The sequence below is a fragment of the Chiayiivirga flava genome, assembly GCF_014202825.1.
Taxonomy (GTDB): domain Bacteria; phylum Pseudomonadota; class Gammaproteobacteria; order Xanthomonadales; family Xanthomonadaceae; genus Chiayiivirga; species Chiayiivirga flava.
Window position 1 is genome coordinate 352,129 of sequence record NZ_JACHHP010000003.1, and the last position, 14,484, is coordinate 366,612.

At 68.9% G+C, this 14,484-nt stretch carries 14 protein-coding genes; all 14 read right to left on the bottom strand.

Going from position 1 to position 14,484, the window contains the following annotated elements; translation table 11 throughout:
* Window positions 1–33: 33 nt before the first annotated feature.
* The gene (locus HNQ52_RS10030) at window positions 34–420 is read right to left on the bottom strand and encodes a PIN domain-containing protein (RefSeq protein ID WP_183960998.1); all 387 of its coding nucleotides are present in this window, start codon (window positions 418–420) and stop codon (window positions 34–36) included.
* Window positions 417–665 carry a type II toxin-antitoxin system Phd/YefM family antitoxin gene (locus tag HNQ52_RS10035; RefSeq protein ID WP_183960999.1) on the bottom strand — a complete coding sequence of 83 codons (249 nt, stop codon included), beginning with the start codon at window positions 663–665 and terminating at the stop codon, window positions 417–419. The genes HNQ52_RS10030 and HNQ52_RS10035 overlap by 4 nt, the downstream gene beginning before the upstream one ends.
* A 43-nt stretch (window positions 666–708) precedes the next feature.
* Window positions 709–4,248 carry a DNA polymerase III subunit alpha gene (dnaE, locus tag HNQ52_RS10040; RefSeq protein WP_183961000.1) on the bottom strand — a complete coding sequence of 1,180 codons (3,540 nt, stop codon included), beginning with the start codon at window positions 4,246–4,248 and terminating at the stop codon, window positions 709–711.
* A 141-nt stretch (window positions 4,249–4,389) separates the two neighbouring features.
* Window positions 4,390–4,971, bottom strand: coding sequence for a YkvA family protein (locus tag HNQ52_RS10045; protein WP_183961001.1), 582 nt, complete (start codon window positions 4,969–4,971; stop codon window positions 4,390–4,392).
* A 167-nt stretch (window positions 4,972–5,138) separates the two neighbouring features.
* The gene (locus tag HNQ52_RS10050; RefSeq protein WP_183961002.1) at window positions 5,139–5,786 is read right to left on the bottom strand and encodes a ribonuclease HII; all 648 of its coding nucleotides are present in this window, start codon (window positions 5,784–5,786) and stop codon (window positions 5,139–5,141) included.
* Window positions 5,773–7,068 (bottom strand): lipid-A-disaccharide synthase, encoded by a 1,296-nt coding sequence (gene lpxB, locus HNQ52_RS10055; RefSeq protein ID WP_183961003.1) that lies wholly within the window; start codon window positions 7,066–7,068, stop codon window positions 5,773–5,775. Before lpxB ends, HNQ52_RS10050 begins: the two co-directional genes overlap by 14 nt.
* 17 nt (window positions 7,069–7,085) lie before the next feature.
* Window positions 7,086–7,871 carry an acyl-ACP--UDP-N-acetylglucosamine O-acyltransferase gene (gene lpxA / locus HNQ52_RS10060; protein ID WP_183961004.1) on the bottom strand — a complete coding sequence of 262 codons (786 nt, stop codon included), beginning with the start codon at window positions 7,869–7,871 and terminating at the stop codon, window positions 7,086–7,088.
* Window positions 7,871–8,347, bottom strand: coding sequence for a 3-hydroxyacyl-ACP dehydratase FabZ (gene fabZ, locus HNQ52_RS10065; RefSeq protein WP_183961005.1), 477 nt, complete (start codon window positions 8,345–8,347; stop codon window positions 7,871–7,873). Before fabZ ends, lpxA begins: the two co-directional genes overlap by 1 nt.
* Before the next feature lie 131 nt (window positions 8,348–8,478).
* A complete protein-coding gene (locus HNQ52_RS10070) occupies window positions 8,479–10,113 on the bottom strand; it encodes a serine hydrolase (protein ID WP_183961006.1) in 1,635 nt (544 codons plus the stop codon).
* Window positions 10,114–10,278: 165 nt separating this feature from the next.
* A complete protein-coding gene (phbB, locus tag HNQ52_RS10075; protein ID WP_183961007.1) occupies window positions 10,279–11,019 on the bottom strand; it encodes an acetoacetyl-CoA reductase in 741 nt (246 codons plus the stop codon).
* Window positions 11,020–11,116: 97 nt separating this feature from the next.
* On the bottom strand, window positions 11,117–11,602 hold the full coding sequence (gene phaR, locus HNQ52_RS10080) for a polyhydroxyalkanoate synthesis repressor PhaR (protein ID WP_183961008.1): 486 nt from the start codon (window positions 11,600–11,602) through the stop codon (window positions 11,117–11,119).
* A gap of 350 nt (window positions 11,603–11,952) precedes the next feature.
* Window positions 11,953–12,693, bottom strand: a complete 741-nt coding sequence (phbB, locus tag HNQ52_RS10085; protein WP_183961009.1) for an acetoacetyl-CoA reductase — start codon at window positions 12,691–12,693, stop codon at window positions 11,953–11,955.
* A gap of 86 nt (window positions 12,694–12,779) precedes the next feature.
* Complete coding sequence (gene gluQRS / locus HNQ52_RS10090) at window positions 12,780–13,658, bottom strand: tRNA glutamyl-Q(34) synthetase GluQRS (protein ID WP_183961010.1); 879 nt, start codon at window positions 13,656–13,658, stop codon at window positions 12,780–12,782.
* Window positions 13,655–14,479, bottom strand: a complete 825-nt coding sequence (gene cysZ / locus HNQ52_RS17175) for a sulfate transporter CysZ (RefSeq protein ID WP_183961011.1) — start codon at window positions 14,477–14,479, stop codon at window positions 13,655–13,657. The genes gluQRS and cysZ overlap by 4 nt, the downstream gene beginning before the upstream one ends.
* Window positions 14,480–14,484: the final 5 nt, after the last annotated feature.

Consider the following 14,484-nt stretch of genomic DNA (forward strand, 5'->3'; position numbering starts at 1 on the left):
CGAAAGCGGGGGCAGGGAGTATAGCGGCCACGGCTACCAGAGCGGATCGATGCCCAGCGCGGCGATCGCGGCGTCGCAGCTGACCAGGTGCGCATCCTCGATGTGCGCCTGCGCGGCCAGCATGCGATCGAACGGATCACGGTGCATGGCGCTGATGCTGCCGGCCATGAACGCATGCGCCCGCGTGATCGGCAGATGCGTGAAGCCGTCGGCGGCGCACAGCTCGTCGTAGCGCGGAATCACCGCGCGTGCCTCGCCGAGCTTGCCGAGGCGGTGCTTGATGGCGATTTCCCACGCGCTGGCGGCGCTGACCAGGACCACGTTGTCGCCGTCGCCGATGGCGCGGCGCGCCGGCGCCGACAGACGCGGATCGTCGGTGAACCACCACAGCAGAGCGTGCGTATCGAGCAGCAGCTTCACGACTGCTGCGCGCCCTGCGATTCCCATGCAAGCAATTCGTCCTCGGGCAGCGGATCGAGGAACGCATCGCTGATCCGCCCCTTCAGCCGACCCGGACGACGGATCGGCGCCGCCGCTTCCAGCGGCACGAGGCGCGCGTACGGCACCCCGGCCTTCGCGAGGATGATTTCCTCGCCGGCGTGGGCCTGCTCCAGCAGGCGCGAGAGGTGGGTCTTGGCGTCGTGGACGTTTACGATGGTGGCCATGTTTCGATGTTAGTCCACGGGTGGACTAACCGCAAGCGCCGCGTCACTCGCCGCGCGGCTCCGGGCGCGATGGCGTGCCGCCGATGCGCGCCAGCGACAGGCTCGGCGCCTGCACCAGCGGCAGTGCGTGCAATGCGGCGAGCAGTTCCGGATCGGCGCGGACGCCCTGTGAGCCGTTCAGTTCGACACGTCCGCTGGCGTTCGCCGTGATGAGGTCGATGCGCAGCGGCGTACGACCCGGTCGGAACGGCGCGAGGGCGGTGTTGAAGGCGTCGAAGGCGCCGCCGCTGCGCGCATCGAGCGTGAGGCTCAGCAGCCGTGCCTGCTGCGCACAGACCACCTTGAAGTCCCAAGCACAGCGCGCGCGCAGCGAATAGCCGCCGCTGAACTCGTCTTCCTGCAGGTAACCCTCGATCAGCAGGATGCGGTCGCGCGTGAGCAGGGAGCCGTACTCGTTGCAGGCGTCGCGGAAGAACGCCACCTCGAGCCGTCCGAAGCCGTCCTCGAACTGCGCGAACGCCACCGAGTCGCCGCGCCGCCGCACGTTGGTCACCTGCCCGGCGAGCACGAGCAGCCCGTCGTTGCCGCGCTTGAACTTGCGTTCCTCGAAGGCCTTGTCGAGTTCGTCGAGGCGGCAGGTGGCGAGCTGGCGCAGCAGGTCGCGCACCGGATCGAGCGGGTGGCCGCTCAGATAGTGGCCGAGTGTGTCGCGTTCGCCGGCGAGTTTCTGTTCCAGCGACCAGTCCGGCACGACGGGCAGCACCGGCAGCATCGGTTCGGGCGCGGTGCTGTTGCCGAAGATGTCGATCTGGCCGGCGGCGCGGTCGCGCGCGAGCTGCTCGGTCGCCTTCATCACCTCGGGCAGCTGCGCCATCGCGGTGGCGCGGTTCGGCGCGAGCGTGTCGACGGCGCCGGCGTGGATCAGCGCTTCGAGCACGCGCCGGTTGATCCTGGTCGAATCGACGCGGCAGCAGAAATCGAACAGGTCGCGGTATGGTCCGTTGGCGTGGCGCTCCTGGGCGATGGCGTCGCACGCGCCGTGGCCGACGCCTTTCACCGCGCCCAGGCCGTAGCGCAGCTTGCCCGGCGCGATCGCCTCGAACATGTAGTCCGAGCTGTTCACGTCCGGCGGCAGCACCTCGAGCTTCAGTGCGCGCGCCTCCACCAGGAAGTTCGTCACCTTGTCGGTGTTGTCCATGTCCGACGACAGCACCGCGGCCATGAATTCGGCCGGGTAGTGCGCCTTGAGCCAAGCGGTCTGGTAGGCGACCAGCGCGTATGCGGCCGAGTGCGACTTGTTGAAGCCGTACTCGGCGAATTTCTCCATCAGGTCGAAGATGCCGGTGGCCACCTGCGGATCGACCCCGCGTTCGGCCGCGCCGGCTTCGAACTTGGCGCGTTCCTTCGCCATTTCCTCGGGCTTCTTCTTGCCCATCGCGCGACGCAGCAGGTCGGCGCCGCCGAGCGAATAGCCCGCCAGCACCTGCGCGATCTGCATCACCTGTTCCTGGTACACGATGACGCCGTAGGTCGGCGACAGCACCGCTTCCAGCGAGGGGTGCGGATACGTGACCTTGGCGTTGCCGTGCTTGCGGTCGACCCAGTCGCGATCCATTCCGGATCCCAATGGGCCCGGGCGGAACAGCGCGGCGAGCGCGATGATGTCCTCGAAGCGGTCGGGTCTGGCACGCTTAAGCAACTCGCGCATGCCGCGCGATTCGAACTGGAACACGGCGACGGTGTCGCCGCGTGCGAACAGTTCGTAGGATTTTTTGTCGTCGAGCGGCAGCGTGTTGAGATCGAGCGGCGCTTCGTTGCTGGCGGCGCGCTTGCGGTTGATCGCCTTCACCGCCCAGTCGAGGATGGTCAGTGTGCGCAGACCGAGGAAGTCGAACTTGACCAGGCCCACTGCTTCGACGTCGTCCTTGTCGAACTGCGTGACGATGCTGCGCGCGGACTCGCCCTTGGCCGTGTGTTCTGCGAACAGCGGCGAAAAATCCGTCAGCGGCGACGGTGCGATGACCACGCCACCGGCATGTTTGCCGGCGTTGCGGGTGAGATCTTCGAGCTTGAGCGCGAGGTCGATGAGATCGCGCACGTCGTCCTCGGCCTCGTAGCGCTGCACCAGTTCCGCGCTGACCAGGTTCGAATCCGATTTCGACGCCTTGCTGCGGCCCAGCGCGTCCTCAAGGCCAATGCCGAGCGTCATCGGGATGAGCTTGGCGATCGAGTCGACGAAGCCGTACGGATGGCCGAGCACGCGGCCGGTGTCGCGCACGACGGCCTTCGCGGCCATGGTGCCGTAGGTGATGATCTGGCTGACGCGGTCGCGCCCGTACTTCGCGGCGACGTAATCGATGACCTGATCGCGCTTGTCCATGCAGAAGTCGATGTCGAAGTCGGGCATCGACACGCGTTCGGGATTGAGGAAGCGTTCGAACAGCAGGTCGTACGGAATCGGATCCAGATCCGTGATGCCGAGGGCCCACGCCACCAGCGAGCCCGCGCCCGAACCGCGGCCCGGGCCGACGGGAATGTCGTGGTCCTTGGCCCAGTTGATGAAGTCCGCCACGATCAGGAAGTAGCCGGGGAAGCCCATCTTGGTGATGACGTCGAGCTCGACGTCGAGACGTTCGACATAGCTCTCGCGCGTGTGTCCGGGCGCGACGGGGTTCTTCTGCAGACGTTTTTCCAGGCCCGCGTGCGACTGGCTGCGGATCCACGAATCGAGCGTTTCGTCCGACGGCACCGGGAACGCGGGCAGGTAGTAGGTGCCGAACTTCAGCTCGAGGTTGCAGCGCTTGGCCAGCTCCACCGAGTTCTGCAGCAGTTCGGGCAGGTCGAGGAAGCGCTCGGCCATCGCGTCGGCGGATTTGAGGTACTGGTCGGCGCTGTAGTCGCGCGGGCGTTTCGGATCGGCCAGCACGCGGCCGGTGGAAATGCAGACGCGGGCTTCGTGCGCTTCGAAATCGTCGGCGTCGAGGAAGCGCACGTCGTTGCTCGCGACGATGGCGCAGTCGCGGCGGTGGCCGAGGTCGAGCGCGGTGCGCAGGAATTCGTCCTCGCCGCTGCGCTGGGTGCGCACGGCCTCCAGGTAGAAGCGGTCGCCGAAGCTGCGCTGCCACACCTGCAGGCGCCGATCGGCCTCGTCGTCCCTGCCTTCGAGCGCGACCTGTCCGATGTCGCTCTCGCGGCCCGCGAGCACGATGAGGCCGGCGCTGGATTCGCGCAGCCATTCGGGGCGGATGGCCACGTAGTCGCCGCGGTGGCCTTCGAGGTAGGCACGCGACACCAGCTGCGCGAGATTGAGGTAGCCGGCATGGTTCTGGCACAGCAGCGTCAGCCGCGCCGGGCGCAGACCGTCTTCTTCCAGCCACAGATCGGAGCCGGCGATCGGCTTGATGCCCGCCTTCTCGGCAGCCTTGTAGAACTTCACCAGCGCAAAGAGGTTGCTCTGGTCGGTGATCGCGACCGCGGGCAGGCCGAGCTCCACGCAACGCGACACCAGCCCGGCGATGCGGATGGTCGAGTCCGTCAGCGAGTATTCGCTGTGCAGGTGGAGGTGGACGAAGCGGGGATCCATCGGGCCGTGCGCGGGTCGCGGGCAGGTGCGCGGGCCAGCGTAGTGCCGGGGGTGGGGCGGGGCAAGGCTTGACTTGTGGCGCGCTGGCCGGCCGGCCCGTCTCCCGCCGACGGCGGGGACGGTGCGTTGGCCGGTCGCGGGTCAGCGGATGTTGAAGCGCGTCGACGCGCGCCCGCGCGTGCCGTAACTGCGCTCGCCGGCATCGTCGTTCGCGCTGCTGCGTGGACGGTGCGAGAGTTTGACCATGCGGTCGATCAGCACGTCGCGGTCGCGCTGCCACTGGTCGCGATCGACGTCGGCCAGCGCCGGATAGGTGTCGCGGAACTGGCGGTAGTCGTTCCAGTCCTGCCATTCCTGCGCCGACGACTGCAGCGCGAGCCGGATCACGAGTGCGTCGTCGAGATAGCCGTAGCGGCCGACGTTGTCGGGAATCAGATCGTCGTTGTCGATGAAGTAGGCCAGCGCGCCGACGAAGTCGCGGCGCTGCTCCGGCGTCAGCAGCCAGCCGTCGTCGGTGACGAGGTCCGCCACGCGCGGGACGAGCGCGAGGACGTCCCGCAACGCGGGCGGGATGTCGCGATCGGCGAGCGCGGCGTGCATGGCACGCGCATCGTGCGCGAGCGTGGCCGTGTCGCCGGCGAATCGGTCGCCGGCGCCGAGCCACGCGTCGCGCAACGCATGCAGCGAGGGATCGTTGGCGGAAAGAGTGAGTTCGACGCGCATGGCAGTGGTCCCGTTGACGTGCAGTACATCGGATGCAGCAAGGGCGCATCCGGTTGCGGCCAGTGTGCGTTTGCTGCGATGCAATGACGCGTCCGGGAAGTCGCTGTGACTTCCGGCGACGATGTTGCCGCAGGTTCAGGAACCCGCGCGAAGCGCGGCGGGATGCGCTAGAACAGCCCCGGCGTGGCCGCACGGCGTACCGGCTCGTAGCTGCGCCGGTGTTCCGGGCACGGACCGTGGCGTGCGAGCGCGGCCAGGTGCTCGGGTGTGGAGTAGCCCTTGTGTCGCGCAAAGCCGTAGGCGGGGTACAGCGCGTCCAGCTCGACCAGCAGCCGGTCGCGCGTGACCTTGGCGAGGATCGATGCGGCGCCGATGGAGCGGCAGCGCGCATCGCCGCCGATCCACGCCTGCGCGGGGCAGGGCAGGTCCTTCGGCAGGTGGTTGCCATCGATGCGGGCGACGCCCGGCACATGCCCCAGGTTGCACAACGCATCGCGCATGCCGCGCATCGTGGCCTGGAAGATGTTGATGCGGTCGATCTCGGCCGCGGCCACCACCACGATGTGGTACGCAATCGCCGCGGCGACGATGCGCGGATACAGAGCCTCGCGCTCGGCTTCGGTGAGCTGTTTGGAATCGTTGATGCCGCGCACCCGGCGTTTCGGATCGAGGATCACCGCGGCGACCACCACGGGTCCCGCCAGCGGCCCGCGACCGGCTTCGTCGACGCCTGCGATCAGCGCGGTCTCGGCACGCGACCGCGGCGCGGGCGTGACCGCTGCCTCCGCCGCGAGACCAGGCTCAGCGAGCAGCATCGACGAACTCGGCGATGGCGTCGGCCGCGCGTGCGGATGCGTCCTGCCGCAGCGCGCGATGGATCGTGTCGAATCGCGGTTGCAGTGCCGCGATGCGTTCGGGATGCTCGAACCAGGCCAGCACCTCGCGTGCGATGTTGTCCGGCGTGCAGTCGTGCTGCATCAGCTCGGGCACCACGGTCTCCCCGGCCAGCGCGTTCGGCAGGCTGTAGCGATCTGTCTTCATCATCCCAAGGCCCATGACGATGGCGTAGGTCAGGGCGGAAATGCGATACGCGATGACCATTGGCCGCTTGGCGAGCAGCGCTTCCAGCGTGGCCGTGCCCGAGGCGAGCAGCACCACATCCGACGCGATCATCGCCTCGGACGCGTGGCCATCGAGAATCCGGCAATCCGGGAGCGCGACGCGCACCTGCGCGAGCAGGCGCTCGATGGCGCCGCGGCAGGCGGGATTTGCGGCCGGGATCAGCACGTGCAGGTTCGGGATGCGTTGCGCGACCTGCGCCGCGCCCTGCAGGAACGATTCTCCCAGGCGCGCGATTTCGCCCAAGCGCGAGCCCGGCAGCAGCGCAAGCACCGGCACGTCGTCCGACACGCCGAGTGCCGCGCGTGCGGCGGCACGGTCGGGATCGAGCGGCAGCGTATCGGCCAGCGGATGGCCGATGAAGCGCGCGTCGACGCCATGCCGCGCGTAGATCGGCGGTTCCATCGGAAACAGGCACAGCACGCGGTCGGCGCTGCGGCCGATCGTCGCGGCGCGGCCTTCCCGCCATGCCCACACCGACGGGCTCACGTAATGCACGGTGCGGATATTGCCGCGCTGCTTGAGCCTGCGCTCCAGTCCCAGATTGAAATCCGGTGCATCGATGCCGACGAAGACGTCGGGCTGCCACGCGAGCACGCGCCGCAGCGTTTCGCGGCGCAGGCGCAGCAGGCGCGGCAGGTGGCGCAGCACTTCTGCAAGGCCCATCACGGCGAGCTCGCCGCAGTCGTGCCAGGTCTCGACCCCGGCGGCCCGCATTTTCGCGCCGCCGATGCCGGCGAATTCCGCATCGGGCCAGCGTTCGCGCAGGCGCACGACGAGTTCGGCGCCGAGCAGATCGCCCGAGGCTTCGCCCGCGACGAGCGCGATGCGGGGGCGCCGTGGCGGGCGCCCGGGAATCGGGAATGGGGAATCGGGAATCGGAGCGGCGCGTTCCGGCAGCGCCGGGGCCGCGGCCGTGCCTGCATGGGCGCGATCGGGCAAGGGATCGCGACCACCGGCCGATTCCCGATTCCCCATTCCCGATTCCCGGCTCTTCACCGCACCAGCGAGCGTTCGCTGCGGTCGATGAAATCGAGCATCGTGCGCACGTCCGGCGCCGTTTCCGCGGCGATGGCCAGCTGCGTGCGCGCCTCCGCCAGCGGCAGTCCGGCCTTGTAGATGGTGCGGTAGGCACGCTTGATCGACTGGATGCGCTCGGGTGCGAAACCGCGGCGCTTGAGGCCTTCGGAGTTGATGCCGTGCGGCTCGGCATAGACGCCGGCCACGGTCACGAACGGCGGCACATCGCGGTTGATGACGCTGCCCATCGAGGTGAACGCGTGCGCACCCACCTTGCAGAACTGGTGCACGAGGGTGAAGCCGCCGAGGATCACGTAGTCCTCCACCACCACGTGCCCGGCGAGTGACGAGGCATTGGCGAACACGGTGTTGTTGCCCACCACGCAATCGTGCGCGATGTGCACGTAGGCCATCAGCCAGTTGTCGTTGCCGATGCGGGTGATGCCGTCGTCGTCCACCGTGCCGCGGTTGAAGGTGCAGAACTCGCGGATCGTGTTGCGATCGCCGATGACCAGTTCGGTGCGCTCGGCGTGGAATTTCTTGTCCTGCGGATCGCCGCCGATGGCGGAGAACGAATAGAACCGGTTCTCGCGGCCGATCTTCGTCGGCCCCTCGATCACCACGTGCGAGGCGATGTGCGTGCGATCGCCGATCTCCACGTCCGCGCCGATGACGCAGAACGGGCCGATGTGCACGTCCTCGCCCAGCTGCGCGGCCGGGTCGACCTGGGCGCTCGGATGGATCTGGGTGCCGGAGGCCATCACGGACCCCGTTCGGCGCAGAGGATTTCGGCGCCGGCCACTTCCTCGCCGTCGACCAGCGCGCGGCACACGTATTGGCCCATGCGGCGCAGCATGCGCTTCTGCTCCACTTCGAGCGAAAGCTGGTCGCCCGGCACCACGATACGCGAGAACCGCGCCTTGTCCACCTTCACGAGGTAATACAGCGGCTTTTCCTCGTCCGCCGGGCGGGGCGGGTTGGATAGCTGGGTCAGCAGGCCGGCGGCCTGCGCCATCGCCTCGATGATCAGCACGCCGGGCATGATCGGGTGGCCGGGGAAATGGCCCTGGAAAAACGGCTCGTTCAGCGTGACGTTCTTGATCGCGCGCAGGCGCCTGTGCGGTTCGATCTCCACCACGCGGTCGACCAGCAGGAACGGGTAGCGGTGCGGCAGCAAGTCCATGATGCGGGTCACGTCCACCGGCAGCGTGGGCATTGCCGTCGTCGAATCGGTCATCGAGTGGCTCCAGGAAACGAGAGGGTCGCGCGCGGGCGCAGGGCCGGCGGCGCAGGGCCACGCATGATCGCATGCGCGGCGCCCGCGACCAACCGAACCGCCCCGCGCTGCCGGCTCCGTGCCGGGAGCCGCTACTTGCGCGGACTGCGCATGCGGGCGCCGTTCTGTTCCAGCACGACCGCCACGATGCGGCCACCGGCATCGCGCTCGAACACCAGCGCCGCCGGCACCACGTCCCATTCGAAGCGGTCCGGCGCGGTGTTGTGCACGGGCAGCGGCGCCTGGCCGGTGAGCTGCGCGGTCAGCACGTCGCCGACGGCGCGCACGGCGATGCTGGCGCCGGGCTGGAAGGCACCGAAGTCGTAGTCGCCAACGTATTCGGCCAGGGCCTCAGCGCCGGGGAACAGGAACGTCGGCGCGGTGGCGTCGGTGCGGGCGATGCGCGTGTCGCGACCGTTCTGGTGCAGGGTCACGGCGACCACCTTGCCGGCCGCGTCGCGCTCGAAGCCGAGCCGGGCGTCGACGTCGGTGTAGACGAATTCGTCGGCGCTGCGCGCGACGATCGGCAGGAAGGTCTGGCCGGTGAGCCGCGCGCGCAGGCCGTCGTCGACGCGCACGATGGTGAGCCGCGCGTCGGGCGAGAGCGTGTAGACGCCGGTGTAGTCGTCGAGCGATTCGGTCGGGATCGCAATGCCTTCGGCCACCGGCGCCAGCGTGTCCTCGGCGAGGCTCGCGAGCCAGGCGTCGGGATCGGCCTTGGCGTTGCTTGCGAGCAGCAGCAGGGCGCGGTCGCTGTCCGGAAACACGCGCAGGTCGCTGCGGAAGCCGCCGGTGCCGCCGTTGTGCCACAGCGCAGGCTCGCCGCCGATGCGTGTGTGCACGATGGCGAGCCCGGATTTGCCGCCCGGTGCGTCCGCGTACGGCCCGACGAAACTCGCCCACACCGGTCGCAGCGGGCCATCGGCGCCCGCGAGCAAGGCGTCGGCGAAGCGCGCCATGTCGGCCGCGGTGGAGCGCAGCGCGCCGGCGCCGGCGAGGCTCGCGAAGGTCCAGTGCGGTGCTTTCGATGTGCCGTCCCAGCCCTGGGCCAGGCGGGCGGTGCGTTCGCTGTCGAGGGTTTGGGCGGTGTCGGGCATGCCGAGCGGCGTGGCGATCTTTTCGCTCACGAGCGCCGCCCAGGACGTGCCGTAGGCGCGTTCGAGCACCACGCCGAGCACTCCGATGCCGAGGTTCGAGTACGCCGAGGCGCACGGTGCCGGCGTGTCGATGGTCGCCGACGCGAGGTAGGCGAACAGGCGGGTGTCGTCGTAGTGCGCGTACGGGTCGGCCTGGTCCGCGTCGACGAACAGGTTGGACGGCAGGCGCGGCAGGCAGGAGGTGTGCGTGGCCAGCTGCTGCAACGTGATGGCACCGACGTCGCCGTCGTCGAACTCGACCGGCAGACGCTGCGCCAGCGTGTCGCCGAGGGCGAGTTTGCCTTCGTGCACCGCGTGCGCGAGCAGCAGCCCGGTGAACACCTTGCTGATCGAGCCGATCTCGAATTCGACGGCCTCGGGCGCCACCGGTGCGGTCGATGCGATGTGCGGGTCGCCGCCGAGCGCGAACTGCCACGCGCCGTCGCGTTTTTCGGCAAGAACCACAGCGCCGTTGCCCTGCGCGTTGGCCCAGGCGGTGGCGTGTTCGGCGAGTTCGGTGTCGGCAGCCGCGGCGGTCTGGCACAGGGCCAGCGCGAACAGCGGTGCGGCGAGACGATGCGATGTGCGCATGACGGGCTCTCCTTCGGGACGGATTCCGGACGTTGCCTTGCATGCAAGTGTGACCGCTCGGGCGGACGCTGTCGTGCGATGGTTTGGAGGAGAGTAGCGACACCGCGCAGGCGCGTCGCGCCAAGCGGACGCCTCGGGATCGCCCGCGCATCGATCCGCGACCCGTCAGAAGCTCATGAACATCCCGCCGTTCACCGGCAGCAGCGCACCGGTGATGTAGCCGGCGTCTTGCTCGCACAGGAACGACACCACCCGTGCGATGTCGTCGGGACTGCCGACGCGGCCCACCGGAATGGCCGCGACGATCTGGTCGCGGATGTCGCTGCGCATTGCGCGCGTCATGTCGGTGTCGACGTAACCGGGCGCGACGCAGTTCACCGTCACGCCGTGCCGCGCCACCTCGCGCGCGAGAGACATGGTGAACCCGTGCATGCCGGCCTTCGCCGCCGCGTAGTTCGTCTGGCCGAACTGGCCGGTCTGCGCGTTCACAGAGCTGATGTTGACGATGCGGCCGAAGCCGCGCTCGCTCATGCCCGGCACCACGGCGCGGCACAGGTGGAACACGGCGTCGAGGTTGATGCGCAGCACGTCATCCCACTGCGCGCGCTCCATTTTCACCAGGCGCGCGTCGCGGGTAATGCCGGCAGCGTTGACCAGCACGTCGACCGGGCGGTGGCGTGTGCCGATGTCGGCGATCAGTCGTTCGCAGTCGTCCGCGTCGCCGACATCGCCGGGTTCGAACGCGACCGGCAATCCGGCGAGGCCGTCGAGGAAGGCGTCGACACGCTCGGGATCGCCGCCCAGATCGGTCGCCACCACGCGGTGGCCCGCCTCCGCCAGCCGCCGGCAGATCTGCGTGCCGATGCCACCGATGCCGCCGCTGACCACGGCGAGGCGTTGCGTCATTGCTGCGCTCCGGAATGCGAAACGGGGAATTTATTGCGGCACAGCGCCATGTGTTGCGGCGCAAGGTGCCCGCCGCGGCGGGGCGGGCGGGGCGCGGTCAGCGCGTCGACTTCGGTGGCGGTTTTGCGCCGGTGCCGGCGGCCGGGATCGAGCCCACGAGGCCCTGCTGGAACGACTTCCACAGATCCAGGTTGCGCTCGGTGAGCTGGTTCAGCATCGACCACGGCGTCTGGCCGAGCAGGTTGTTGAGCTGGCTGCGGAACTGGGTCTGCTGCTCCAGGAACATCTCCATCGATTTCTCGAGGTAGCTGCCCATGAAGCCCTGCAGCGAGTCGCCGTAGAAGCGGATGATCTGGGTCAGCAGCTGGGTCGAGAACATCGGCTGCCCGCGCTCCTCGTGCTCGGCGATGATCTGCAGCAGCACGGTGCGGGTGAGGTCTTCGCCGGTCTTGGCGTCACGCACCTCGAAGGTCTCGCCGTCCACGATGAGCTGGCGCACGTCCTCCAGCGTGATGTAGCTGGAGATCTCGGTGTCGTACAGACGCCGGTTCGGGTATTTCTTGATGACGCGGACTTGTGCCATGCGGAATTCCGTGGGGTCGTGTTTTGCAGCGCGTCAGGAAATTCGAGTGAATACTCAGGATGGCGCAGCATCACCGCTGTTGCAAGTGCGCGACGCGGCCGGACGGCGTGATTCGGCACGTCTCTCCGGGGAGAGGGAGCCCGAAGGCCGGATCAGGGTTCGGATGGCGCGAATGGATGCTGCGGTCGTTCTGCACGAGGCTGCAGCACGCATGCGGCTGCGAGGTTTGCGTCCTTGCAGTGGACGACGATCACGCAGGATGCGCCGTCTCGTCCTTCCGGACCCTCACCCCAACCCCTCTCCCGACGGGAGAGGGGCTTGGATCGGCGGCTTGCGATGCGAGGGCCGGATCACCAGCCCATGTAGTGCCCGCCATTGGCCGACAGGTTCGCGCCGGTGATCCACGCGGCCTCGTCGGGAATGAAGAACGCCACCGCGTAGGCGATTTCCTCCGGCGTGCCGAGGCGGCCGGTGGGGATCTGCTGTTCGATCTTGGCGCGCACCTCGGCCGGCACGGCCATCACCATTTCGGTGGCGATGTAGCCGGGCGACACGGTGTTCACGGTGATGCCGAAACGGGCGTTTTCCTGCGCCAGCGAGATGGTGAAGCCGTGCATGCCGGCCTTCGACGCGGCGTAGTTCGCCTGCCCGTACTGGCCTTTCTGCCCGTTGATCGAGCTGATCTGCACGATGCGGCCCCACTTGCGGCTGCGCATGCCGTCGATCACCGGGCGCGTGACGTTGAAGCAGGAGTTGAGGTTGGTGTTGATGACCTCGTGCCACTGCTCGGCACTCATCTTGTGGAACGTCGAATCGCGCGTGATGCCGGCGTTGTTGACGAGGATGTCGATCGGGCCCAGCTGCCGTTCCACGTCGCGGATCATCGCTTCGGCGGCGGCGGTGTCGCCGACGTCGCCGTGCACGAGCGCAACCTCCGCGCCCGCCTCGCGCATCTTCGCCTGCCATGCCCGGGCGCGGCTTTCGTCGCGGTAGTTGGTGGCCACGCGGTGACCCATGTCGGTCAGCCGCTTGCAGATGGCGCTGCCGATGCCGCCGGAGCCGCCCGTGACGAACGCGATGCGTGATGCCATGTGTTCCCTCCCAGGAAATGTCGGCACGCTCGTGGCGGCGCGCTCGGCGGCATTCTACATCGGGCGGTCGGGGGGCGACTGCCGCATCAGGATGCGACGGCGCTGCGGTTGGCGCGCGGAATGCGCGCCGGATCGAAATGCCGGATCGCACGCTGCAGCAGCGCGTCGACCGATGTTGCGCCGAGCACGGCCTCCGGCGCCTGCCCGAGGAAACGCCACGCCATGCACAGGGCATCGATGCGATGCTCCCGGTCGAGCGGCAGCGCATGCAGCGACTTGCCGAGCTTGGCGCCGGCGGCGTCGAGTGCGAGCGGCAGGTGCAGATAGGCGGGCGTGGGATAGCCGAGCGCGCGCTGCAGCCAGATCTGTCGCGCGGTGGAGTCGAGCAGATCGGCGCCGCGCACCACTTCGGTGATGCCTTGCGCGGCATCGTCGACCACCACGGCCAGCTGGTACGCGTAGTAACCCTCGACCCGGCGCAGCACGAAATCGCCGACCTCGCGCCCGAGCGCCTGTCGTTGCGGACCTTGCAGGAGATCGTCGAAACCGATCCCGATGTCGGGCACGCGCGCGCGGATCGCCGCCGCACGCTGGACGTCGCCCGCGACGCAGGCGCGATGAATGCCGTCGCCGGCAGCAAGATCGCTGCGGCTGCAGCGGCAGTCGAACGCGAGCCCGGCGGCACGCAGCCGCTGCAGTTCGGCGTCGTACAGCGCGCCGCGTGTGCTTTGCCGCAGCACCGGCTCGTCCGATTCGAAGCCGAAATCGCGCAGCGTGTCGATCTGGCCGTCGGCGGCGCCGGGAATCTCGCGCGGCGGATCCAGATCCTCGATGCGCACCAGCCACGTGCCCGCGGCCTGCCGCGCGCGCAGCCAGCTCGCAAATGCCGCGAGCAGCGAGCCGAAGTGCAGCGCACCGGTCGGCGAGGGCGCGAACCGCCCGCGGTAGCCGGCCGGCCCGCTCACGCGGCGTCGGGCGGTGCCGGCGGCGCGACAGGGGCGGGCAGGGCCGCCGCATCGGCCCGACGCAATTCCAGGCACATCGCCGTCATACCGGCGATGCCGGCCGGAATCAGCGCGAAATTCAGCACCGGTACCAGTGCACAGCCCATCGCGGCAAACCCGAAGCCGAAGAACCGCCCGGGACGGGCACGCAAGTAGGCGCGCTGGTCTCGGAACGCATAGCCCCAGTTGCCGAGCGGGTTGCCGGCAAATTCCAGCGCCAGCAGCCAGGCACCGAGCAACAGGCCGAGCGGCACCGCGAGCACGCCCACGAACGGCACCAGGCCGAGCAGGAACACGCCCGCCACGCGCGGCAGCACGTAGCCGAGCTTGCGCAGTTCGTCCTTCAGGGCGCGCCGCATCGTGGCCGTCCAGCGTTCGCCGGCGTCCTGCGACGGCGAACTGCCGGTGAGCGCGCGTTCGACCCGGTCGGCCAGCAGGCCATTGAATGGCGCGAGCAGCAGGTTGCCGACGATGGTCGCGCTGAAGAACGCAATCACCAGCAGCACGATCGCGGTGATCGGGTACAGGATCCAGCGCAGCCAGCCGACCGCCTCGGGCAGCCAGCGGTCGAAGGCGGCGTCGAGCCCGTAAAACGCCGCCGCGGCCGCAAGGCCGAACAGCACCACGTTGCCGAGCAGCGGAATCAGCATGAAGCCGCGGATGCCCCGCCGCCCAAGCAGCGCGAACCCGCGCAGCAGGAAGGCCGGGCCGGACAACGGCTCGGCGACGAGGGCGCGCGCCGAGGCGAGCGTTGCGGCAGACGAAGCGGGGGAGGTGGTCATGGTCT

Bases quoted from the DNA above. Each gene is read 5' to 3' on its own strand.
- HNQ52_RS10035 (WP_183960999.1), bottom strand. From the start codon at position 665: ATGGCCACCATCGTAAACGTCCACGACGCCAAGACCCACCTCTCGCGC.
- dnaE (WP_183961000.1), bottom strand. From the start codon at position 4,248: ATGGATCCCCGCTTCGTCCACCTCCACCTGCACAGCGAATACTCGCTG.
- HNQ52_RS10045 (WP_183961001.1), bottom strand. From the start codon at position 4,971: ATGCGCGTCGAACTCACTCTTTCCGCCAACGATCCCTCGCTGCATGCG.
- HNQ52_RS10050 (WP_183961002.1), bottom strand. From the start codon at position 5,786: ATGCTGCTCGCTGAGCCTGGTCTCGCGGCGGAGGCAGCGGTCACGCCC.
- lpxB (WP_183961003.1), bottom strand. From the start codon at position 7,068: ATGGGGAATCGGGAATCGGCCGGTGGTCGCGATCCCTTGCCCGATCGC.
- lpxA (WP_183961004.1), bottom strand. From the start codon at position 7,871: ATGGCCTCCGGCACCCAGATCCATCCGAGCGCCCAGGTCGACCCGGCC.
- fabZ (WP_183961005.1), bottom strand. From the start codon at position 8,347: ATGACCGATTCGACGACGGCAATGCCCACGCTGCCGGTGGACGTGACC.
- HNQ52_RS10070 (WP_183961006.1), bottom strand. From the start codon at position 10,113: ATGCGCACATCGCATCGTCTCGCCGCACCGCTGTTCGCGCTGGCCCTG.
- phbB (WP_183961007.1), bottom strand. From the start codon at position 11,019: ATGACGCAACGCCTCGCCGTGGTCAGCGGCGGCATCGGTGGCATCGGC.
- phaR (WP_183961008.1), bottom strand. From the start codon at position 11,602: ATGGCACAAGTCCGCGTCATCAAGAAATACCCGAACCGGCGTCTGTAC.
- phbB (WP_183961009.1), bottom strand. From the start codon at position 12,693: ATGGCATCACGCATCGCGTTCGTCACGGGCGGCTCCGGCGGCATCGGC.
- cysZ (WP_183961011.1), bottom strand. From the start codon at position 14,479: ATGACCACCTCCCCCGCTTCGTCTGCCGCAACGCTCGCCTCGGCGCGC.